The 21,747-nt window shown below is 71.1% G+C and carries 15 protein-coding genes; 3 read left to right on the top strand and 12 right to left on the bottom strand.

The genetic code is table 11. The features are described 5' to 3' along the window. Positions 1-10 precede the first annotated feature (10 nt). The 7 genes from bcsA to bcsB are packed head-to-tail and all read right to left on the bottom strand — an operon-like array spanning position 11 to position 12,942. Entirely contained in the window at positions 11-2,548 is a 2,538-nt protein-coding gene (bcsA, locus tag ACN22W_RS07155; protein WP_419687001.1) for a UDP-forming cellulose synthase catalytic subunit, read from the bottom strand. Continuing rightward, positions 2,545-3,324, bottom strand: a complete 780-nt coding sequence (gene bcsQ / locus ACN22W_RS07150) for a cellulose biosynthesis protein BcsQ (protein WP_419686999.1) — start codon at positions 3,322-3,324, stop codon at positions 2,545-2,547. Before bcsQ ends, bcsA begins: the two co-directional genes overlap by 4 nt. Beyond that, on the bottom strand, positions 3,321-3,530 hold the full coding sequence (locus tag ACN22W_RS07145) for a hypothetical protein (RefSeq protein ID WP_419686997.1): 210 nt from the start codon (positions 3,528-3,530) through the stop codon (positions 3,321-3,323). The genes bcsQ and ACN22W_RS07145 overlap by 4 nt, the downstream gene beginning before the upstream one ends. Next, positions 3,527-5,494, bottom strand: a complete 1,968-nt coding sequence (gene bcsE / locus ACN22W_RS07140; RefSeq protein ID WP_419686995.1) for a cellulose biosynthesis protein BcsE — start codon at positions 5,492-5,494, stop codon at positions 3,527-3,529. The genes ACN22W_RS07145 and bcsE overlap by 4 nt, the downstream gene beginning before the upstream one ends. A gap of 9 nt (positions 5,495-5,503) precedes the next feature. Then, the gene (locus ACN22W_RS07135) at positions 5,504-9,412 is read right to left on the bottom strand and encodes a cellulose synthase subunit BcsC-related outer membrane protein (protein ID WP_419686994.1); all 3,909 of its coding nucleotides are present in this window, start codon (positions 9,410-9,412) and stop codon (positions 5,504-5,506) included. Beyond that, positions 9,397-10,617: a cellulose synthase complex periplasmic endoglucanase BcsZ gene (gene bcsZ / locus ACN22W_RS07130; protein ID WP_412022028.1), complete on the bottom strand. Its 1,221-nt coding sequence runs from the start codon at positions 10,615-10,617 to the stop codon at positions 9,397-9,399. The genes ACN22W_RS07135 and bcsZ overlap by 16 nt, the downstream gene beginning before the upstream one ends. Before the next feature lie 3 nt (positions 10,618-10,620). Then, entirely contained in the window at positions 10,621-12,942 is a 2,322-nt protein-coding gene (gene bcsB / locus ACN22W_RS07125) for a cellulose biosynthesis cyclic di-GMP-binding regulatory protein BcsB (protein ID WP_419686992.1), read from the bottom strand. Positions 12,943-13,425: 483 nt separating this feature from the next. Here bcsB and ACN22W_RS07120 point away from each other — a divergent pair, with 483 nt between their 5' ends. Beyond that, positions 13,426-14,448, top strand: coding sequence for a diguanylate cyclase domain-containing protein (locus ACN22W_RS07120; protein ID WP_419686990.1), 1,023 nt, complete (start codon positions 13,426-13,428; stop codon positions 14,446-14,448). Between the two features lie 69 nt (positions 14,449-14,517). On the opposite strand, the gene ACN22W_RS07115 is transcribed toward ACN22W_RS07120, so the two are convergent. From ACN22W_RS07115 to ACN22W_RS07100, 4 genes are read right to left on the bottom strand one after another with little or no spacing between them, the layout of a single operon-like run. Then, the gene (locus tag ACN22W_RS07115) at positions 14,518-14,970 is read right to left on the bottom strand and encodes a hypothetical protein (RefSeq protein WP_419686988.1); all 453 of its coding nucleotides are present in this window, start codon (positions 14,968-14,970) and stop codon (positions 14,518-14,520) included. Further along, a complete protein-coding gene (locus ACN22W_RS07110; protein ID WP_419686987.1) occupies positions 14,970-16,376 on the bottom strand; it encodes a dual specificity protein phosphatase family protein in 1,407 nt (468 codons plus the stop codon). The genes ACN22W_RS07115 and ACN22W_RS07110 overlap by 1 nt, the downstream gene beginning before the upstream one ends. Then, on the bottom strand, positions 16,373-18,142 hold the full coding sequence (locus tag ACN22W_RS07105; RefSeq protein ID WP_419686985.1) for a bifunctional alpha/beta hydrolase/class I SAM-dependent methyltransferase: 1,770 nt from the start codon (positions 18,140-18,142) through the stop codon (positions 16,373-16,375). Before ACN22W_RS07105 ends, ACN22W_RS07110 begins: the two co-directional genes overlap by 4 nt. A 59-nt stretch (positions 18,143-18,201) precedes the next feature. After that, positions 18,202-18,807: a CDP-alcohol phosphatidyltransferase family protein gene (locus ACN22W_RS07100; protein ID WP_048244220.1), complete on the bottom strand. Its 606-nt coding sequence runs from the start codon at positions 18,805-18,807 to the stop codon at positions 18,202-18,204. A gap of 450 nt (positions 18,808-19,257) precedes the next feature. Here ACN22W_RS07100 and ACN22W_RS07095 point away from each other — a divergent pair, with 450 nt between their 5' ends. Continuing rightward, a complete protein-coding gene (locus ACN22W_RS07095; RefSeq protein WP_048244222.1) occupies positions 19,258-19,890 on the top strand; it encodes a lysophospholipid acyltransferase family protein in 633 nt (210 codons plus the stop codon). A gap of 35 nt (positions 19,891-19,925) precedes the next feature. Continuing rightward, positions 19,926-20,855: a phosphatidate cytidylyltransferase gene (locus tag ACN22W_RS07090; RefSeq protein ID WP_048244224.1), complete on the top strand. Its 930-nt coding sequence runs from the start codon at positions 19,926-19,928 to the stop codon at positions 20,853-20,855. A gap of 42 nt (positions 20,856-20,897) precedes the next feature. On the opposite strand, the gene ACN22W_RS07085 is transcribed toward ACN22W_RS07090, so the two are convergent. Continuing rightward, the gene (locus ACN22W_RS07085; protein WP_419686983.1) at positions 20,898-21,722 is read right to left on the bottom strand and encodes a topoisomerase IV; all 825 of its coding nucleotides are present in this window, start codon (positions 21,720-21,722) and stop codon (positions 20,898-20,900) included. Positions 21,723-21,747: the final 25 nt, after the last annotated feature.

The following is a 21,747-nucleotide window of genomic DNA, read 5'->3' as shown; positions in this document are numbered from 1 at the left end:
GAGCGCCGCGTCAGTCGCGCGCCCGATCGAGTTTCGGCGCCAGCATGGCCTGCAAGCCGCGCGCCGCACCCTTCCACATCCGTACATAACCGTCCACGCCGACGCGCAGCACTTCCTTCAGCCCGCCGAGCGGCGTGTCGATGCGCTGGCCTTCGTGCCAGTCGAGCCACGCATCCGCGCGGCCGAACGTGCATTGCACGAGCTGGCGCTCCTGTTCGAGCGTCAGCTCCTCGAAGCTCAGACCGACGTGGGTCGGCGTCACGCGGCTCACGCGCACCGGGAACGGGAACGGCCGGTCGCCGCGCGTCACGCACACCGTCAGCGTGTCGCCGACGGCGAGCGGCAGCCCCGGCACGGCTTCGAGGCCGAGGCCGCCGGTCGAGTAGTCGCTCGTGAAGCACGCGGCAGTCGTTCCGTCGGCGAGCAGCAGCATGGCCGGCACGCGCATCGCGATCCGGTGCGTGACGCGCACCTGCTTGGTCTCGCGCGCGACGGCCAGCGCCGCGCCGAGCATCGCGAGGTTGTACACGGTCCAGCCGAGCGTGATCAGGATCGTCGACGCCTCGTCGCCCTGGTCGGCCACGAGCCGCCACAGCCCGGCCGCGATCGCGAGCACGTTCAGCCCGAACAGCACGAGGTACGGCTTCGACGTCGACCAGTCGACGTACCCTTCGTCGATCTTGCCGCCCTTGTCGGTCACGTTGAACTTGCCGTGCTTCGGGCTGAAGAACGCGACGGTGGTCGGCAGCGCGATATACCACGCGAGCACCGATTCGTAGACCTCGGCCCAGAACGAATGGCGGTAGCGCCCCTGCATCCGCGAGTTCGCGACGTTCGCGAGCACGAGATACGGGATCACGTAGCTCGCGAGCGCGAGCGACGACGCGTTGATGAAGTACAGGTGGAAGAACAGGTACGCGAGCGGGATCGTCAGGAACACCAGCCGCGGAATCCCGTAGAAGAAGTGCAGCATCGCGTTGCCGTAGCAGATCCGCTGGATCAGGCCGAGCCCGCGCCCGAGGAACGGATTGTCGATGCGGAAGATCTGCGCCATCCCGCGCGCCCAGCGCGTGCGCTGCTTCACGTGGCCCGCGAGGCTTTCGGTCGCGAGGCCGGCCGCCTGCACGGTCGGCAGGTACGCCGACGTATAACCGCGCCGGTGCAGCTTGAGCGCCGTGTGCGCGTCCTCGGTCACCGTCTCGACCGCGACGCCGCCGACCTCCTCCAGCGCGCTGCGCTTGAGCACCGCGCACGATCCGCAGAAGAACGTCGCGTTCCACAGGTCGTTGCCCGACTGCACGAGCCCGTAGAACAGGTTGCCCTCGTTCGGGATCTCGCGGAACGTGCCGAGGTTGCGCTCGAACGGATCGGGCGAGAAGAAATGGTGCGGCGTCTGCACGAGCGCGCACTTCGGGTCGCGCTGGAACACACCCATCGTCGTCTGCAGGAACGAGCGCGTCGGCACGTGATCGCAGTCGAAGATCGCGATGTATTCGCCGTGCGTCTTCGGCAGCGCGCGGTTGATGTTGCCGGCCTTCGCGTGGAGGTTGTCGTCGCGCGTCAGGTAGTCGATGCCGGCTTCGGCCGCGAACGCCGCGAACTCGGGGCGCCGGCCGTCGTCGAGCAGGTACACGCGCAGCTTCGCCGTCGGCCAGTCGATGCTCTGCGCGGCGAATACCGTCGGCTTCACGACCGACAGCGGCTCGTTGTAGGTCGGGATATAGATGTCGACGGTCGGCCAGGTGTCGGGATCGTCGGACAGCGGCACGATCGGCCGGTCGAGCGGCCACGCGGTCTGCACGAAACCGAGCAGCAGGATCATCCACGTGTAGGCTTCCGCGCCGTACAGCATGTAACCGGCGATCGCCTCGACCGGGCCGCGGAAGTCGAGCGTCTGCGTCGTGCGCCACCACACGTAGCGCACCGTCGCGAGCAGCGCGAGCGACGCGAGCGCGAGCGTCGGCAGGTGGCCCGGCAGGCGGCGCAGCGCGAGCGCCAGCACCGCGACGATCGCGAAGAACGCGAACTGCGCGCCGGGCATCAGCGGCGACATGCCGGCCGCGGCCCACAGCAGCGCGCCGACCACCAGCAGCAGCGGCGCGAGCCAGCGGCGCCGGCCGACGCCGTTCGCGCGCGCATCGAGCCAGCCGCCCCAGCGCACCCACGGCAGGCGTTCGAGCAACGCGTCGACGCGCCGGCCGACCGCGCGCCCGGCCACGTAGACGGGCACGACGAATGTGTCGAACCACGCGAGCGGATCGCGCGCGGGCCGGCCGTCGGCCGCGCGCGGCGCGCGCACGATCGAGCGCCACAGCCATTCGCGCACACTGAGCGGCTGCAGCACGCCCCACTCGTGCGCGAGCCGCAGGAACGCGACGCGCACCCAGCGGCGCACATGATCGGGGCGGCCCGTCGGCGGCACGTGGAAAAACAGCCGCACGAGCCAATCGATCCGCGTACGTTCCGCCGGCAGCCCGATGCCGCGCGCGAACCAGTCGGCCGCACAGCGGCCGAACGCGCGCAGTCGCGGCACGCGCACGGCCTTCATCGCACCGCTCCGCTGCGACCGGCCGCACCGGCGGCCAGCCACGTATCGACCCAGTTCGCGATGCCGTTCAGGTCGTGCGACGCCTGCGAATACGGCGCGTCGTCGAAGATCCAGCTGCCGCGCGCGAGCGCTTCGGGCACGGCCGCATCGACGTGAATCCGCTGGTCGAGCATCGAGCCCGGCCCCGCGACCGCGCGCAGCATCGCGAGCGCGTCGCGCTGCATGTCGCGCGCCGGGTTCAGCCGGTTCACGACGATCTGCAGATCGCCGCCGCCGGCCCTGAGCGCGCCGAGCCGCGCGGCGGTCGTCGCGCAGGCGGTCGGCTCGGGCGGCACGACGACCAGCGTCAGGTCCGCGCAGCGAATCGCCTGCTCGGCCTGCGGCGACGGATAACGCGCGGTATCGACCAGCACGACGCCGTCGGCCGGCAACCCGATCTCGTCGAGCGCGCGCGACAGCCACGCGCGGTCGGCCACGAGCCGCGCATCGCACGCGGCGGCGCCGGCCGCGTCGACCTGCCCGTACGGCACGAACAGCACGCCGTCGGCATTGCGCCATGTATGGGCGTGCCACGGCTCGGCGCCGCCGAGCACGCTGTGCGCGAGGCCGTGTTCGGCCAGCGTGTCGAGGCCGAGCGTCGCGCCCATCAGGTTCTGCGCATCGAATTCGACGGCGACGACCGGCCGGCCGCGGCGCGCGAGCAGCACCGCGAGCGCGGCCGCGAGCGTCGTGCGGCCCGCGCCGCCCGTCGTCGACGTGATGGCGATCGTCTTCATCGGGCCGCCTCGTCGCCGCGCTCGGCGCCGGGCAGCAACCGCCCGCGCAGCGCGACCGGCACCAGTTCGCACGGCACCGCGTCGCGCCGGTCGATCCCGCGCGGCGCATGAAAGCCGCGGCCGATGCCGAGGTGCTGCGCGACGATCCAGACGGGCACCGCGATCACGATGCCGACGATGAAACCGATGACGAGTTCGGCGATCATGCGCCCTCCGGATTGCGCAGCGGCATCGCGCTGCGAATGGCACCGCGTGCACGCGCGGCGGGATTGACGGGATGCGGGGCCGGTGCGTCGGCGGCCAGGTGCGCGAGCGCCGGCATCGCACCGATCGCCTCGAGCGAGACGATGGCATCGATTGCATCGACCGCATCGCTCACCTCGCGCGCGTCCGGCAACGCCGCACCGGAATCGGCGCGCGCGGCCGACGTGCGTGCCGCACCGGCCGGCTGCGTGGCCGAGAACAGGTCGCTGTAGTCGGCGATCGGCGCGCGCCGGTTTTCGGCCTTCAGCGCATCGAGTTCCGTGTCGATGCTGCCCTGCCCGAGGCATACGACGCGGTCGGACAGCGAGTCGACCGGTGCGTCGAAGATTCGCGCAAGCGCGTCGTCGGCATCGACCGGCTCACACGCGAACAGGAACACGTACAGGTGCCCTGCATCGGCCGTCACGACGTCGCCCGCGCGGCGCGGCCGACAATGCCGCAGCGCGTCGACGTGCGACACGCCCGGCAGCAGCGTGATCTTCGCGAGCGTATGCGGCAGCGCGAGCACGGCGCCGCGATCGAGCACCGCGCGAATCCGCAGGCAGAACGCGCCGACCGGCAGATAACCGAGCACCGAATCGCCGAGCGCGGCCGCGAGCGCCCCCCGATAGTCGGCCGCGACGGGACGCGCATAGAGCTGGCCGCGCAGCGCGTGCACGGCGGCCTGCATCCGCGACACCGGCAGGTCGCGCGCGACGACGCGGTTCGCGCCGACGCTCAGCACGAGCATCTCGAACTGCTGGCGCAGCACCTCGCCGCGCTCGACGACCGCGATCTTCAGCGCGCCGCCGCACTGCCGGCGCAGCGCGTGCACGTCGGCGCACAACGCTTCGAGCTGCGCATGCGAGCGGAACACGAGCACCGCGGTCGCGGCCTGGGCTTGCGCGCAGGCCGCGACGACGGCTGCGTTGTCGTCGACGATTTCCCAGTCGCCCGGCACGCGGGTCGCGCCGTCGAGCACCGCGCGGCTGACGACGACGCGATCCTCGTCGCTCGCCAGCTTCATCCGGTGCGCCGGCTCGGTCGCGCCGCCGTCGACGCTCGCGGACAGCCGGCCGCCCGGCGCAAAACGCAGCGGCCGCACTTCGCCGGCCGCGAGCGTGTCGCCCGCGCGCCAGAAATCGACGATCCACAGCAGTTCGCCGTGCGTGCGCTGCATCTGTGCGACGCCCGAGCAGACGCCGTGGAAACCGCTGCGCGGCGTGCGATCCGCATCGCGGACGAGCGGCGGATCGTCGGTACGCACGTCGGTGCCCGCACGGGCCGCTTCGGGATCGAGCAGCAGCACGAGCGCGATCCGGCGCGTGCGGCACCAGTCGGCGAGTGCGTGCGCTTCGTCCGCGAGCGCGACCGGGTCGTCCCAGCTGAACCAGCGCTGCGCGCCTTCGACGAAATACAGCGAGCGCGCACGAAAGCCGTAGCGCTTCATCGCGCGCAAGCCGCCCGTGAGTCGCGCGAACGGGCCCGGCGCCGCGCGGCGCGGCGCGTCGCCGGTCGCGCCGGCGCCTGCGCCGTCGGCCGGCTCGGCCGCCGCCGGCATCGCCAGCACGTTCAGGTTGCGCGGCCAGCCGGCCGGATGCGCGCCGCCCGCGAATCCGCGCGCCTGCAGTTGTTCGGTGACACGCTCCGGATCGCGTGCGAGCACGACCGTCACGTCGCGCGTGCGCGCCTGTCGCACGCTCTCCCACACGAGCGCGTCGCAGGCCGGCGTGCTGCCGGCCGCGTAGATCGCGTACAGGCCACCCGCTTCCAGTTGCGTCCAGGTGTCGGGCAAGCCGTCGATCGCGAGCCGGCTCAGCGTGCCGATGCGGCCGCCGGCCGGCCCCGTGCGCAGCAGCGCGCGCAGGCGGCCCAGCAGGCCGGCAGCGCCGAGCGCGGGACGAGTAGCATCGATTTCCGTATTCACGACGGTCCCCTAGTAATCCGAATAGAGCCGCACCGGCGTCGGCGTGACGAGCCAGCTGGGTTGCGCGCGCGCATCGAACGCATAACGCAGGTACACGAGCGCCGAACTCGGCGCGTAGTCGTGCGACCGGTCGACATGCAACTGCGCGCCGACGCTCAGGTGCGGATTCACGCGGTATTCGACGATGCCGTTCACGCCGTACGAGAACGACACGCCGCGCGTCGAGCTGCCCGCGTACACGAACCCGGCCGCCACCTGCGCGGCCCGCTGATCCGAGAACGTCGGGTAATACAGCGAATCCTTCTCGTAGCTGTTCGAGACCCCGCCCGTGAAGGTCAGGTCCCACGACAGCGCGTCGTGCCGCCCCGCCCATTCGATCGGCACGCCGAGCGACAGGTAGCGCTGCGGGCTGTAGTAACCGCCCTGCCCGTACGTGTAGTAGCGCAGGTTCTGCGCGTAGTGCCACGCGTTGCCGACGAGCCCGGTGCTGACCTTCATCGTCGCGCGCTCGTACAGGGGCACCGTGAAGCCGGTGCGCAGCGTGACTTCCGCGTTGCGCTCGACGTTGCGGCCGGACAGCACGCCCGCGCCGAGTTCCGCGAACAGGTTCGTGCGGCCCACGTCGACCGACGCGCGCAGGTTCACGCCGTCGCGGCGCACGCCGCCCCACACCGCGCCCGTCCACGGGTCGCGCATCCCGGCATACGACAGCACGCTGCTCGTTTCCGGCCGCCGCGACGCATTCACGCTGAAGCTCGCCGGGCCTGCATCGAAGCGATAACGCACGCCGCCGACGAGGTAATGCACGGGGAAGCCGAGCGGCGACGTGCCGAGATCGAAGCGCCATGCATCGGTGCGATAACCGGCGCCGAGCGCAACGCCCGTCGCCGTCTGGTGCAGCGAGCCCGGCGGATTCGCGATCAACGCGGCGGCCGACTGATTCGACGGGAATGGCGGCGGCAGCCCGCTCTGGGCCTTGAGCGCCGCGTAGGTCCCGAACGTCGTGAGCGAATAGGCGTTCGGATCGCTGGTATCGAGCGTGCCGGGATCCAGGTGCACGGTGTCGATCTGCGCGAACACATGCCCGTCGTAGCGGATCGGCAGCTGCAGGTAGATCGGCACCTGCTGCGCGCGATACGACGAAATGCCTTCGTCGCCCGACTTGTACGCGGGCGTCCAGCCGGTCTCGATCTCGGGGTTGCGGCGCTGCTCGAGATCCGCGAACGCGGCCTGCGCGGGCGTCAGGCCGTCGCGGCCCGGGCTCACGCCGGCCGTGCGTTCCTGCGACAGCGACAAGCGATACAGCGACGCCGCGTCGTCATAACGACCCTGTGCTTCGGCCACGCGCCCGGCCGCGACCGTCACGTCCGCGCGCGCCGGATATGCGGCGTGCAGCCGGTCGGTCACCTGCGCGGCTTCGTCCGGGCGGCGCAGCGCATTCAGGCGGCGTACGGCCGACAGTTGCGTATCGACGTCGTCGTCCGGCATGCGCGCGAGCACCGCTTGCACTCGCGCGAGCGCGGCCGCGCGGTTGCCGCTGTCCTCGTCGATGCGCGCGAGCGCGAGCTGCGTATCGGCATCGTCCGGCGTGCGCGCGACGACCGGTGCAAGCGCGTCTCGCGCAGCGCCATAGTGCCCCTGCGCGCGTTCCAGATCGGCCACTTCGAGCGCATAGCGCTTGTCCGCGCGGCCGGCCGGGCTCGCGCGATCGAGCAGCGTGCGCGCCTGCGCGTAGTCCTGCCGCCCGATCGCATCGTCCGTCTGCCGCAGCACGAGCCGCAGCGACTGGTCCTCGAGCCTCGCCGTCTGTGCGGGCGTCAGCGACGGTTCGCGGCGCAGTGCGTCGAGCCACGCGGCGAGCGCGTCGTCGCGCCCCGCGCTGCCGAGCAGGTCGCCGTAGCGCAGCCGCACGTCCGCGTCGGCTTCGCGCGGATGCGCGACGATCCAGTCGTGCAACGGCGCGAGGCCGCGATCGGGTTCGCCCGCGTCGATCCACTGCGCGCCGACCGCGGCGAGCATGTCGGGATCGCCCGGCGCGCTCGCCTGCGCATGCGCGAGCGACGCGGCAAATGCCACGCGGTCGCCGCGCCCGAGCGCGCCGCGCGCGTCGGCCAGCGTGCTTTCGGCATCGAGCTTGCGCGCCAGCGCGCGCATCCCGTCCGAACGGTGTGCGTCGTCGACGGGTGCGAGCGCGGCCTGCGCGCCCGCGAAATCGTTGACCGAATTGCGGTACAGCGCGGTCGCATAGCGCATCTCGGGCGTATCGCTTTGCGCGAGCCCGTCGTCCATCACCGTGCGGCCGAGTTGCGGCAGCCCCATGTCGCGATACAGGCGCGCGAGCGCGAAACGCGTCCACGGCGCGTCGGGTGCCGCGCGCACGGCGGCCTCGTAGCGTTGCGCGGCCGGCCCGCGTTCGCCCTTGTCGGCGAGCGCGCGCGCCTGGTCCGCGAGCAGGTCGGCGCGCAGGCCGTCGAGCGCGCGGCGATCGTCGCGGCCCGTCACGCGTCCTTGCAATGCGTCGAGCAGCGGGCCGATCCGGTCCGCACGGCCGGTGTTCTCATACAGCATTGCCGCGCCGCGCACGGCCGGCAGGCTCGGCGAACGCGCGGCCAGCAACTCGCGCAGCAACGGCTCCGCGCGCGCCCAGTCGCGCTGCGCGAGCAGCGCATCGGCGAGCTGCAGCTTCGCGTCCGGGCTGTTCGGCTGCATCGCGAGCGCGGCACGCGCCGCGCGCTCGGCGTCTTTCGGGCGTCCTGCAGCGGCGGCCGCGCGGCCTTGCGCAAGCAGCCCCCAGAACTGCGCGGTGCGCGCCAGGCTCTGCCATTTGTCGCGCTGGTCGGTCGCGAGCGTCGCGGCCCGCGCGAACAACGCACGCGCTTCGTCGTGCCGGCCTTCGCGCAGACGCAACAGGCCAAGCCCGCCGACCGCGTCCGCATCGTCGGCCCGCGCACGCGCGGCGCGAGCGAGCAGCGGATCGGCGCCCGCCAGGTCGCCGCGCGCGAGCGCCTGCAGGCCGCGCTGCTGCGCGATGTAGCCGGGATCGCGTTCGAGCCGGCGCTGCGCATCGCGCCGGCTGTCCAGTTCGGCAACCCGGCCGCGGAATTCGGTATCGTCCGGCACGAGCGCGAGATACGCCTGCAGCGCATCGAGATACGCGGGATCGCTGCCGGCCGCCTGCAGTACGCGCCGCCACAGCGACATCGCCTCCGTATGATCGGCGTCGTCCCGCTTCGCGAGCGACCATGCGATCCGGTTCGCCTCCGCGCGCGTGGCGGCATGCTGGTTCAGCAGCCGCGCGAGCGCCATGGCCGCGCTGGTGTCCTGCGGATCGGCCGCGATCCTGCGGCGCAGCGCGGCGAGCGCCGAGTCGTGTGTCCCCGGCGCATTCGCGAGGATTTCGTAATACTCGGCGCCGAGCGCGCCCGACGGCGCGCCGTTCGGAAACAGCGCGACGATCCGCCGGGCCGCCTCGTCGGTGCGGCCGCTGCGCGCGAGCAGGCGGATCTGCGCCATCTCGCCGCGCCCGCTCGTCGCGACGCGATATTCGTCGGCCACCCGCCGCGTGGCGGGCCCATCGGGCGACTGCGCCTGCAGGCGCGCGAGCGCGGCCTGCGCGCCTTTCGCGTCGCCGAGCCGCAGCAGCACGCGCACCTGCTCGGCCAGCAGTTCGGTGTCGCCCGGCGCGATCAGCAGCCCCTTGCGCAGCGCATCGCGCGCGAGGTCGTCGCGATGCTTGACACCCCACATCCGCGCGGTGTCGAGCTGGCGCTGCGCGTCGGCGGAAACGGACGTCGCCGGCGCGGCGGTTTTCGGCGCCGGCGTGTCGGATGCGGCGCCCGGCGCCGCCGCGCACACCGACGACGCGAGCCACGCGAACCCCGCGACATGCGGCGCGGCACGCTTCAGCGGGCGGCGCACGAACGGCCTCCCCAGCGGGCGTCGAGTGTGCCGTCCGCGCCGAACCGGTAGCGCCCGTCGCGCCAGCCGAGCCCGAACAGCGTCAGCACGCTCGTGTAGTAGCCGGGCGCCGACTGGCGCGCGAGCGACTCGACGCGGGCCGCCTGCGCATCCGCGAGCGCGCGCTGGCCGCGCGCATCGAGAAACGGCACGGCCGCCGCCGAGAACCCCGCGTTGCCGTCGTTCGGCCCCGCGACGCCCGTCGTCGTATCGACCTTCTCCGGCGGCGCGCCACGCGCGGCGATGGCGTCCGCAAACGGCGCGAAACGCGCGAGCAACGGCGCGGCAAGCGGATCGGCGCGGTCGAGCATGCCCGCCCACAGGTACACGCGGATCGCGTTGTACGCGCTCTCCGCGTGCGTCTCCGGATCGGGCCCGAAGCCGGTGCCCGCGCGATACAGCGCCCAGTCGGGCGAAAAACCCTTCGGCGCCGTGTCGAGCAGCACGCGCCCGGTGCTGGAAGCCAGCGCGGCCCAGCGCCGGTCGTCGGGCAGGCGCGCGCCGAGCGCGCGGATCACCTGCGGCGGCGAATAGCTCGGATTCACGCGCCACTGGCCATTGGCCAGCTTGAACCCCGTCGGCCCCGGCAGCAGCGTGACGCCGAGGCCCGGCACGGTGGCCGTTTCCTCGTCGAGCACACGCTTCGCGAGCAGCGTGCCGCGCGCGGTATAGCTGCGCTCGTGCCACAGCCGCCCGGCCTCGACGAGCGCGTATGCGATCCACAGGTCGGCGTCGGACGCGGCGTTCGCGTCGAGCACGCGCCACGCGCCGTCGGGCGCACGGCCCCACAGCCACGCCGGCAGGTGCGCGCTCAGGTCGCCCTGCGCGAGGTTGTTCTCGGTCCATGCGAGGATCGTGTCGAACATGCGCCGGTCGTTCGCGACCAGCGCGAAGAAAAGTCCATACGCCTGCCCCTCCGACACCGTGCGTGAATCGGCCGAGCCGACGTCGATCACGCGGCCGTCGGCCGAGATGAAATCGCGCTTGAACGCGTCCCAGCGCGGCCACGCCGCGCTGCATCCCGCAGCGGCCGCGTCGGCCCCCGCGGCCTGCGCGCGAGCGGCCATGCCGGCCGCCGCGCATGCCATCGCGACCGTCAGCGCGAACGCCGCGCCGACGCGTCGCGCCGGCTGCGTTGCCCGTCGCTTCGCCATAACCCGCGCCATCCGTTACATCCCCCGTCGACGCGCGGCGATTCTCTGCAGCACGCTGAACACGCCGAGCGCGAGCAGCAGCCCCGCAACGACGCCAACCGCGCCGAGCACGACGGGATGCCGCGCCGCATGCGTCCACACGCGCGCATACCACGGCACGAAGCCGACCACGTAAGGCTCGCCGACGCGCAGGCTGTCGACCTGCCCCGGCCGCACCAGCGCGAGATCGCCCTGCAGTTGCGACACGAGGCCGGCGTTCTCGAACACGTTCAGCAAGTCGCCAAGGCGCGGCTGGTCGGTCGCCGTCAGCGCGACGACGCTGCGGCCATGGCTGCCCGGCAGCTCGAAACCGGCGAGCGCCGCGAGCGGGCCCGTCTGTTCGATATGCGCGCCGCCGTCGGCCAGGCCAACGCCGTTGCGCCAGCGCTCCTTCACCGTAAACGCGACACGCGTCGCGCCCGCACCGTCCTGCTCGCCGATCGCGAGCGGCAGCGCCGAGCGCCAGTGCGCGAGCAGCGGCGACGCAGGCGAGCCGTCGATCACGAGCAGATCCTTGCTGCCCGACAGCGCGGCAACGTCGCCGGGCCGCGCGACCTGCACGCGCAGGGCCGGAAAACCGGTCCACTCGCCCATGTGGCCGAGCATCGTCAGGTAGGCCTCGAGTTCCTGCGGCGACGGCCGGTCGGGTATCACGACGGCCGTCTGCGACAGGTCGGCGAAGCGCGTGAACGGAAAGCCGCTGTTCGCGAAATACGCGAGGTTCGGCAATTGCGCGTAATGGACGAAGTGCGAGAAGTCGATCGTCGAATCGGGATCGATCGCCGCGCGCTGCGGCTCGGAGGCCGTGCTCGAGCACAGGCCCGTCTTCTGCGAGTCGAGCGTGAAGCGGAACTGCAGCTGGTTGCCGCTGCCGACGCGAAACGCCGGGATATCGACGTCGCTCGTCACGCGCCCTTCCGGTACCGACAGCAGCGGCAGTTGCATGCGGCCGCGCGCGTCCTCGGCATGGGCCGGCCCGAGCCGGTACGACTTCACGAGCTGGTCGTTGATTTCGACGGCGAGCGTCGAGTTGTCCTGCACGGTCGGCGCCGTATAGCGGTAACGCAGCGTGATCGGTACGCCCGCGCCGTTCCACGAATGGAGATCGGCCGGCACGCGCAGGTTCAGGCGGATCGCGTCGGGTGTCGTGCCGCGCGCTTCCAGCTCGCGCGGATCGGACACGAGCTCGCGGAACGTGATCGGCCGGTTCACCGGCAGCCAGCGCGGCGCGTCGTACGGCTTGCGCGGCGCGCCGAGATCGACGTGCGCGACCGTCGCCGACGGCCCCGACAACGCCGCGCGGCCGAGCACGAGCGTCGACACCGCGTCGTCCACTTCAGCCGCCGTGCGGCCCGTGACGACGAGCAGCTTGCGCCCGGGCGCGGCCGGGTTGTCGGCGACCGCGAGCAGCGGGCCGTTGACCGACGGCAGCGCGAGGCCGGCCGGCAGCGTCGCGGCCGTGCCGATCACCACTGCCTGGTCGTCGGCCGGCAACGCGGACGACACCGGGAAGCGCGTATGCCGGTAGTCAGCCAGCGCACCGAACCACGACGCGAGCACGCCCGCGCTGCGCAGCGTCGCCGAATCGGGCGACGCCGGCAGCACGAACGGCAGCCGCACGCGGCCGTTGTCGCGCCGGTCGAAGAACGGTGCGGGCAGCAGCGCGAGATCGTTCGGCAGGCGGACCGGCGATTCGTCGAGGATCAGTTCGCTCGTCGGGCTCACGTCGGCCCACAGCGCCGAGTTCGACGGATCCTCGCAATGGTCGAGCGTGTAGTGCGCGATCAGGCGCAGGCCGATCTGGTTGAAATCCGAGAAGTAGCGCGGATCGATCGGGATCTCTTGCGTGACCGTGCGGCCCGCGCGCGCGGCGTCGAACGGGACGGTCGCGATGACCTCGCCGTTCACCGACACCTTCAGGTGCGACATCGGGAACACGAGCGACGGCGAATACGCATAGGTCAGGCGCAGCCGCGCGCCCGTGACCACGCGGTCGAGCCGCACGCCCGCGTTGATCGTGCGCGCGTCGTCGGCACCGCGCAGGCGCAGCGGGTCGAATGCGCCGAGCGACGCGAACGGCAGGTGTACGGTCGTCGCCGGCAGCCCGGCGGACGACGCACTGCCCGCCGTCGGCGCAGCCGTGAGCGGTGCCGCGTCGGCGGCAACGGCGGCGGGTGCCGAAGCGCCGACCGCAGCGGCAGCCGGCACCGCCCGTATCGGAGCGGCCGACAGCGCGGCCGTGTGGAAAGCGCCGAGCGCGGCGACCGACAGGACGAACAGCGACGCGGCCGGCTTCATGCGCGGCTCCGCGTCGTCAGGGTTGTCCGGTCTTCATTCGCGTCGAAATCTGCGCGCATCAAGCAGCCATGCCCGTGAGTGCACAATCCCACTGCTTCCCCTCATATCTAACTGGCCTGATTCATATATCGAAACAACGCGGCCGATTCTTTAGCGGTCTCTGCGTCGTGTTGCGCGCGCCTGGCACCGGCACACGCGTATTCGTCACACTATCTCAAAAATAGGACAAAACTTACCCCGATTCGCGACGGTGAAGCGAAAAAAACCTCAGGCCGGTCGGAAATGCTGCGCAAGAGGAGTGAATGGCAAAATTTTCGCCATTGCTGCCGGTGAGACCGAACGGCATACTGCCGGCGCGGCCGGCCGGGCCGGCATGCCGGCGGCGGTCCGTTGCAGACCGCCCGCAAGGCGCTGCCGCGGGGCGGCGCGTATGCTACCGCACTCCCGCGCCGCCCGATGATCTTTCTTCGCGAGAAAACTGACTTGGATCAAATCGCCAACACCGCCACCCCGTCCGCCGACACGCTGCTGCGCATCATCGCGGTGCAGACCGAAATCGCGAAGCTCGGCCTCGACCTCGGCAGCGTGATGGCCTATGTGGCCGAACAAGTGCCGCTGCTGACCGGCGCAAGCGCCGCCGCGGTCGAATTCGCCGAAGGCGACGACATGGTGTACCGCGCCGCGTCGGGCACCGCGGCCGGGATGCTCGGGCTGCGGCTGCGCCGCTCGGGCAGCCTGTCGGGCCTGTGCGTGCAGGAAGGCGAGTTGCTGCACTGCACCGATTCGGAAATCGACCCGCGCGTCGATCGCGATGCGTGCCGCCGGGTCGGCCTGCGCTCGATGCTCGTGATGCCGCTCACGCATGCGGACACGACGGTCGGCGTGCTGAAGGTGATGTCGCCGGACGTCGACGGCTTCTCGCAAGCCGATGCCGGCACGCTGCGGCTGACGGCCGAGCTGATCGCCGCCGCGATGTTCCACGCGGCGCGCAACGAGGCGAACGAGCTGTACCTGCGCGCGACGCACGACGCGCTCACGGGCCTGCCGAACCGTGCGCTGTTCTACGACCGCCTGCGTCAGTCGATGCATACGGCATTGCGCGCGAACGGCCGGCTCGGCATTCTCAACATCGACATGGACGGGCTGAAGCCGATCAACGACGGTTTCGGCCACCGCGCGGGCGACGCCGCGCTACGCGAGATCGCCGCGCGGATGCAGGGTGCGGTGCGGCGCTCGGATACGGTCGCGCGCGTCGGCGGCGACGAATTCGCGGTGCTCCTGCCGAACATCGGCAACCGCGACGACGCGCATGCGCAAAGCACGCGGCTCGCGCGGCAGGTCGGCGAACCGTTCGAATTCGAGGGACAGCCGCTGCGGCTCGGCGTCAGCGTCGGGATCGCGATGCTGCCCGACGACGGCACCGACATGAACGCGCTGATCGAGCATGCGGATCAGGCGATGTACGAAGCGAAGCGGTCGCGATCGCAACACAGGACGCCTGCGTAACGCCGGCCCGAAGCCGGTCCGCTGCGGGCGCAGCCGAACAGGCGCGCCCGATCATCGCGTGAAGCCGCGCTAGCCGACCTGCGGCATCGCGATCGCGAGCCCGACCACGAGCCACTGCACGATCGCGACGAGCACGCCGGCCCGGCACAGCCCGACCGCGCCGCGCACGCGCGCGTCGAGCGCGCGCCCGGCCTTCCCTGCATCGATCCAGCCGAGATCGGCGAGCGCGCGGTCGAGCGCCGCGAGTTCGTCGTCGACCGACGCATCGCCGGAGGCTGCCCGCGCGAGCGCGGCGAACAACCGGCGGTCGATCTCGATGCGCACCGCGTACCACAGCGCGGCGATCCCCGACCCCGTGCTGACGACGGCCAGCAGTACGCGGGCGATCGACGCCGGCGCCCAGCCCACCGCGATCCACCAGCCCGCGCCCGCCGCGGCCAGCGCGGCCGCGATCGCCCACGCGCCCGCATCGAGCGCGCCGCGCGCGGCGGCAATCCTGAATGGCGTGGACGGATCGCGCATCACCCGCGTCCCGCGCCGCGACGGCGATCGATCCAGTGCTGCAGCACGGCCACGCCGTCGTCCGACCACACCGCATGCGGCCGCACCGCGCGTACGGCGGCAAGCGCGTCGCGCGCATCGCCCAGCCCGCGCCGTGCCGCGAGCCACGCGGCCGCGCACAGCACGCTGCGCCCGTAGCCGAGCGCGCAGCAGACCAGCACGTCGCGCCCTTCCCCGTGCAGGCGTTCGAGCGCCGCGACAGCCTGCGCGAGCTGCGCCGCCGTCGGCGCGACAAGATCGAGCTGCGGCACGGCCGCGTATGCAAACGACGCATCGGATGCTGCCCAGCGCGGCATCTCGGCGGTCAGGTCGACCAGCGCCGTGAAGCCGTGGCGCCGCACGTCGCGCGTCGTCGGCGTGCGGCCGATCGACACGCGCTCGTCGATCCGCACGGGTGCCGGCTGCCGGAACGTCCACAGCCGCGAATTGACGAATGCGCCGGCGATCGTCGGCGCGAGCAGCCAGCGGATGACGACCGGGAAACGCCCGTGCGCATCCTTCTGGAAGGCGCCCGGCGCACCACGCCGGTAGATCCACGCGACGCACGCGAGCGCCAGCGCGACCCACCCCGCCACCAACGCCCAGCCCGGCGCGCGCGGCACGCACCACAGCGCCACGAGCGCGACCAGCGCCGCGCCGAGCGCATAACGACGCGCGAGCGCGCGGCCGGCCGCGCCCGGCGACGCATCGGCGCCCGGCAACCGGCCCGCGGCATCGCGCAACGGAAACAGGAACAGCGCGAGACAACCGACGGCCGCGCCGGTCGGCACGTCGATCGCGTGATGCTGGTAGGTCGTCAGCACCGACACGCCGATCGCCGCGAACCACAGATGCAGCACGACGCGCGCGGCCGTGCCGCGCAGATGCTTCGCATAGACGGCCCACAGCACGACGAGCAGCCCGATGTGCAGCGACGGCGCCTGGTTGAACGGCTTGTCGAAACCCATCAGCAGCGTGAACAGCGCGCCGGCCACGCCGCCCGCGTCGGGCCGCTCGAAGCCGAAGCGCAGCGGCCACGCGATGAAGCACACAACCGATACCAGTTGCACGGTCAGCAGCCGCTTCACGTGATCGAGCAGATCGGCGCGGCGCGTCCAGAAGAAGAACGACAACGCGTACAGCAGGTCGATCGACCAGTACGGCACGATCGACCACGGCACGAACGGGATCGCATGCTCCCAGCCGAATGCGAACGTCGGCACCACTGCGCGGCGCGCGGCGAGCCAGTTCGCGAAGCCGTACGTCGAGAAGAACACGGCGCCCATCACCGCGAGCCAGCCGAAGCGCAACGCGAACGACGCGTCGCGCGCACCGGCCGCCGACGCCTGCGCCGCCAGGCCGCGCGCGTCGCCGCCGAACTCGCTCATGACGCGTCGACCCGCTGCGCGAGACTGACCGTGAAGATGCCCATTTCGTCGATCCGCTGGTCGAGCTTGCGGAAGCCCGCGCGCGCGACGAGTTCGTCCATCTCGGCCTGCGAACGGCGGCGCATCACCCAGGTCGCCTCGCCGCGGTGATTGTTCAGCGCACGCGCGATGAATTCGAGCTGCGGATGCCACGGCTGCCCCGTATAGACGAGATAACCGCCGGGCGGCACGGCCTGTGCGAGCCCGCGCAGCGAGCGCTCGATCAGCGCGTTCTCGCCGAACAGTTCGTACAGGCCCGACACGATCGCCAGCGTCGGACGCGGCTCGAGCGTCGCGAGCGACGCTTCGTCGAACGCATCGCCGCGCTCGAAGCGCGCGATCGGCTCCAGGCCGCGCTGCGCGATCAGCACGCGCCCGGCCTCGACGTTCGGCGGGCTGTAGTCGCGCAGCGTGATGTCATCGGGCGCCGCGCCGTCGCGCTCGGCGGCCGTCGCGATCGCGTCGAGCACATAGCGCCCGTGTCCGGCCGCGATATCGACGATCCGCACCGGCGTGCCATGGCCGCGCAGGCGGCCGATCGCCGTGCCGATCAGTTCCTGCAGATGCACCTTGCGCTGGCGGATGCCGATCCAGCCCGGCGAATCGAGATACGTGCGGTCGATCAGCGCGCCGACGCCGAGCCGGCCCTGCGCGCGGTTGCGATACACGTAGTCGAGCGTCGAGCCCGAATCGAAGCCGAGCCGCAGCCCGAGCGCGATGCCGTCCGACAGCGCGCCGCCGGCCTTCAGGCCGGCCCGCGTGAGCGCCCAGTAAGCGCGCGCGAACACGTTCGCGGGCGGCCGGCCGAGCGCCGCGTATTCGTCGTGGAACGCGCCGCGCCGGTCGGCGTCGGCGAGCGACACGCGCGGGCTCGGCGCATCGAACTCGCGCAGCACGAAGGTGCGCAGCGGTGCGAGCGCCTGCGCGCGATCGCGCTCGCCGAGCGTGTCGTGATAGAAGCCCGGCAGCACGATGCGCTCCTTGCGCGCCGCGCCGAGCCGTTCGAAGAAGCGGTCCTGCGGGCCGCGATGCACGACCCAGTCGGCGCCCGAGATCAGCAGTTGCGTCGGCACGGTGATCGCGGCCGCGTCGGCGACGATCCGCTTCGCGGTGTCGTGCAGGTCGAGCAGCATGTTGACCGCGATCGGCCGCGTGATCAGCGGATCGGACGCGTAGCTCGCGATCCGCTCGGGGTCGTGCGTGAGGAATTTCGGCTTCACGTAGCTGTTCACATAGAACAGCCCGCGCAGCTTGTGCATCAACCGCAGGCCAGGTCGCGCGAACGGCACGTAGAGCTTGATGTGGAAGGCCGGCGACGCGACGACGAGGCAGCGGATCGGCGGCGCGTAGTCGTGCGCCCAGGTGGCCGCGAGCACCGCGCCGACGCTCTGGGCGACCACGGCCATGTCCTCGATCGCGATGCCGTGCGTGTCGCGGATATGCTCGACGAAGGTCTGCAGGTCGCGCACCGACGCGGCCGCGCTCGGGCTGTAGCCGCGCGCGCCGGGCGAGCGGCCGTGGCCGCGCGCATCCCACGCAAAAAACGCGAAATCGGGCAGGTCGAGCTCGTCGACGAGGTGTGCGACGCGCCCCGAATGCTCGTGGCCGCGATGCAGCAGCACGATGGCGCCGCGGCAGCGCGGGCCGGTGGCGGGCCAGTGACGATAGAACAGCGTTTCGCCGTCGTGCGTGATGAAGTCGGCCTCACGGGCCGTGCGTGCGCTCATGCGATCTCTCTCGTTTCGTTATTCGAATCATGTGGCGCCGCCCTCCGGCGCCTCGTACCTCAACCGCCCTTTTCGGCGATGCCGGCCTGCACGCGCCGCACTACCGTGACGATCGACAGCACGATCAGCAGGCGCCACAGCCACGCGGCGACGCTGCCGACCGGCAAACCGAAGCCGATCCACAGCGCGAACGCGCCGAGGGCCAGCGCGCGGTCGCTCTTGCCGAACGGGCCGTCGTAACGACGGCTCGCGCCGACGAGCGGCCCGATCAGCCCCGCGCATTCGACGATCACCGCCGTCAGCGCGAACAGCCAGACGTCCGCCGGAGCGAACGCGGAAATCGCGAGGAACGGCAGCACGAGCGCGACGTCGGACACGATGTCGCCCAGCTCGTTCAGGTACGCGCCGAGCGTGCTCTTCTGCCCGTGCTCGCGCGCGAGCATCCCGTCGATCGCATTGAGCGCCATCCGCGCGAACAGCCACAGTGGAATCAGCAGGAACAGCGCGCGGGCGAACACGCCGAGCCCGGCGAGCGCACCGACGACGATCGAGCCGCCGGCCGCGAACAGCGTGACCTGGTTGGCGGTGACGCCGCGTTCGGCGAGCGAATTCGCGAACGGGCGCAGACGGTCCTGGAATTTGGGTTTGAGTGCGTAGAGGCTCATCGTTTCGTATTCGTATTATTCGCGCGGAACAGTCGGACACGTTTCCCGCCACCCAGCCCCAGGCGGCGAAACGGCCTTCGTCGGCCTTCAATGGAAGGCCCTCATCGTCGCCGAGTGGCCCCGATGCGTCAAGCATGCACCCGCGGCGCCAATCTGGCGTTTTTTACGGAAACTCGCGATAATCCGCTGGCCCGATCGCAGCGAGATCCATTCGAACTGCAAACGGGCACTCGTGCAACAGCCGATTATCCCGCCGCGGACCGGCGCATTCGCCGCGACGCAACAGCGTGTGACGGCGAACCGTCCGATTATCGCGGACCTGCGACAGGCAGCCACGAATTTGAAAAAATTTAAACAAGGGCCGTCCGGCGCGCATCCTGCCGCGCCGGCATTCCGGGGCCCCACCCGCCGCACATGCGGCCGGGCATGCAGGCAGGAGGCGCAGCGCCGATGAACATTCTCAACGTCTGGCAGCGCGACTTCCTGCTGTCCATCGTGCGGCTCGTCGCCGGCGCGTATCCGGTCTGGCATCAGGCGCCGCCGTCACCGACGCAGAAGATCTACTTCTCGAACCACACGAGCCACATCGACACGCTCGCGATCCTCGCCGCGCTGCCGCGCAACGTGCGCGCGGTCGTGCGGCCGGTCGCCGCGCGCGACTACTGGGACAGCAGCGACATGAAGCGCCACATCGCGCAGAAGCTGCTGAACGTCGTGCTGATCGACCGCCACCGCGAATCCGGCGGCGACCCGCTCGAACCCGTGCGCGACGCGCTGCGGCAAGGCCACTCGATCATCATCTTCCCGGAAGGCACGCGCGGCGCCGACGTGCTGCCGCAGCCGTTCAAGAGCGGGCTGTTCCATCTGGCGACCGAGTTCCCGAACGTCGCGCTCGCGCCCGTCTACCTCGAGAACCTGCAGCGCATCATGCCGAAGGGCGCGATCTGGCCCGTGCCGCTGATCTGCAAGGTGCACTTCGGCGCGAACGAAGCGCTCGGCGACCAGGAAGAAAAACCGACGTTCCTCGCCCGCATGCACGACGCGGTCGTCGCGCTCGCGCCGCCGCAGCGACCGGCCGGCTGAACGCGGCGCCCTCCTTTCCTTTTCCGGATATCTCCATGCGAACTCTCTTCTGGGAACTGGTCGCGGGCGTCACGGGCGTGCTCGTCGTCGCCACCGTGATCGGTGCGATCCTCGGCGCGCGCAGCGGCGGCACGAGCTCGACCATCGTCAACCTGAACCAGCGCATCCGCGCGTGGTGGGCGATGATCGCGATCATGGCCATCGCGATCGGCCTCGGCAACAACGTCACGTATTTCGTGTTCGCGCTGCTGTCGTACCTGACGCTGCGCGAATTCATCACGCTCACACCGACGACCGCGAGCGACCATACGACGCTCTTCATCGCGTTCTTCGTCGCGATCCCCGTGCAGTACCTGCTGCTCGGGATCAACTGGTACGGGATGTATTCGATCTTCGTGCCCGTGCACCTGTTCTTCGCGATGTCGCTCGTGTCCGCGCTCACGCAGGACACGCGCGAATTCCTGAGCCGCAACGCGAAAATCAACTGGGCGCTGATGGTGTGCGTGTACGGGCTGAGCCACGCGCCGGCCGTGCTGATCCTCGACATTCCGCACTACACCGGGCAGAACGCGCTGCTGCTGTTCTTCTTCCTCGTGGTCGTGCAGATCAGCGACGTGCTGCAGTACGTCGTCGGCAAGCTGTTCGGGCGCCGCAAGATCGCGCCGCAGCTGTCGCCGTCGAAGACGATCGAAGGCTTCATCGGCGGCGGCCTGCTCGCGACGCTGTGCGGCGCATCGCTGTATCGGGTGACGCCGTTCAGCTTCGGCGCGGCGTTCGGGATCTCGCTCGCGATCGTGATCGCGGGCTTCGTCGGCGGGCTCGTGCTGTCGGCCGTCAAGCGCTCGCTCGGCACGAAGGACTGGGGCTCGATGATCGCGGGCCACGGCGGCATGCTCGATCGCGTCGATTCGATCTGCTTCGCCGCGCCCGTGTTCTTCCACCTCGTGCGCTACCTGTACGTGTGATGCGCGGGCGGCGCAACGCCGCCCGTTCCCGCGCGCTGGCGCTCAATACCCTTCGCGCAGTGCTTTCGGCACGATGTAGCGGCCGCGCGCCGCGTCGAACTTCACCGTGTAGCGCGCGTGGAGGTCCTTGTCGCCGCGCGTGCCCGTTTCCGTGACCGTCAGCGGATAAACATCGCCGGTGCCTGTCGTGTCGGGCACGATCGTGAACGTGCGGCTTTCGCAATGCGACTTCGCGTTCCCGCAATCGAGCGATCCCGCATTGTCGAGCGTCTCGTTGATGCGCGGCGCCGCTTCGACGATCCCGTTGCCGAGCGGCAGCCAGATCGACCGGCTCGCCTGCGTGTAGCCCTGCAGCGTGATCCCGTCGCCGATGACGAACCCGAACAGATGCGGGCCGAGCCGCTCGATGCGCACTGTGCCCGGTTCGCCGCGCTTGCCCGACGCGATATCCGTCTTCTTCACGACCGGCTCGAGCGACTTGCCGTCCGGCGCCGGCTTCAGCACGTACAAATCGATCGTGCCGGCCGTGCCATCCGAATCCATGCCGGGCATCCCGTTCTGCACGGCTGCTTCGGTCTCGCCGCACATCGCGAGCAGGTACCGCGGGCCGTCGGCGGTCGTGACGCGCAGCGAGCCGCACGTCGAATAGATGACATCGTCCCCATCCGCCTGCCAGCCCTTGCGGTCCGCGCGCCACTTGCCGTAGCTGTCGTGAATGAACGTCTGCAGCTGACGGTCGGCAGGGATCGAATCGGCCGCGTAGACGGGCGACAACGCGGAAAGCGCGGTGAGCACCGCGAGTGCGCCCAGTACGGCGAGCGAAGCCGCAATCGGCTTGAGACGTTTTTTCCGGTGCTGGACAGTCATGACGGGGTTCGATTCGGTTGGATTG

Origin of the sequence: Burkholderia theae, assembly GCF_048565265.1 — a bacterium.
GTDB classification, from domain to species: domain Bacteria; phylum Pseudomonadota; class Gammaproteobacteria; order Burkholderiales; family Burkholderiaceae; genus Burkholderia; species Burkholderia theae.
This window is presented reverse-complemented; position numbering and strand designations above follow the sequence as displayed.

Bases quoted from the DNA above. Each gene is read 5' to 3' on its own strand.
- bcsB (WP_419686992.1), bottom strand. From the start codon at position 12,942: ATGAAGCCGGCCGCGTCGCTGTTCGTCCTGTCGGTCGCCGCGCTCGGC.
- ACN22W_RS07100 (WP_048244220.1), bottom strand. From the start codon at position 18,807: ATGAGCCTCTACGCACTCAAACCCAAATTCCAGGACCGTCTGCGCCCG.
- ACN22W_RS07085 (WP_419686983.1), bottom strand. From the start codon at position 21,722: ATGACTGTCCAGCACCGGAAAAAACGTCTCAAGCCGATTGCGGCTTCG.
- ACN22W_RS07105 (WP_419686985.1), bottom strand. From the start codon at position 18,142: ATGAGCGCACGCACGGCCCGTGAGGCCGACTTCATCACGCACGACGGC.
- bcsQ (WP_419686999.1), bottom strand. From the start codon at position 3,324: ATGAAGACGATCGCCATCACGTCGACGACGGGCGGCGCGGGCCGCACG.
- bcsA (WP_419687001.1), bottom strand. From the start codon at position 2,548: ATGAAGGCCGTGCGCGTGCCGCGACTGCGCGCGTTCGGCCGCTGTGCG.
- ACN22W_RS07095 (WP_048244222.1), top strand. From the start codon at position 19,258: ATGAACATTCTCAACGTCTGGCAGCGCGACTTCCTGCTGTCCATCGTG.
- bcsZ (WP_412022028.1), bottom strand. From the start codon at position 10,617: ATGGCGCGGGTTATGGCGAAGCGACGGGCAACGCAGCCGGCGCGACGC.
- ACN22W_RS07145 (WP_419686997.1), bottom strand. From the start codon at position 3,530: ATGATCGCCGAACTCGTCATCGGTTTCATCGTCGGCATCGTGATCGCG.
- ACN22W_RS07110 (WP_419686987.1), bottom strand. From the start codon at position 16,376: ATGAGCGAGTTCGGCGGCGACGCGCGCGGCCTGGCGGCGCAGGCGTCG.
- ACN22W_RS07115 (WP_419686988.1), bottom strand. From the start codon at position 14,970: ATGCGCGATCCGTCCACGCCATTCAGGATTGCCGCCGCGCGCGGCGCG.
- ACN22W_RS07090 (WP_048244224.1), top strand. From the start codon at position 19,926: ATGCGAACTCTCTTCTGGGAACTGGTCGCGGGCGTCACGGGCGTGCTC.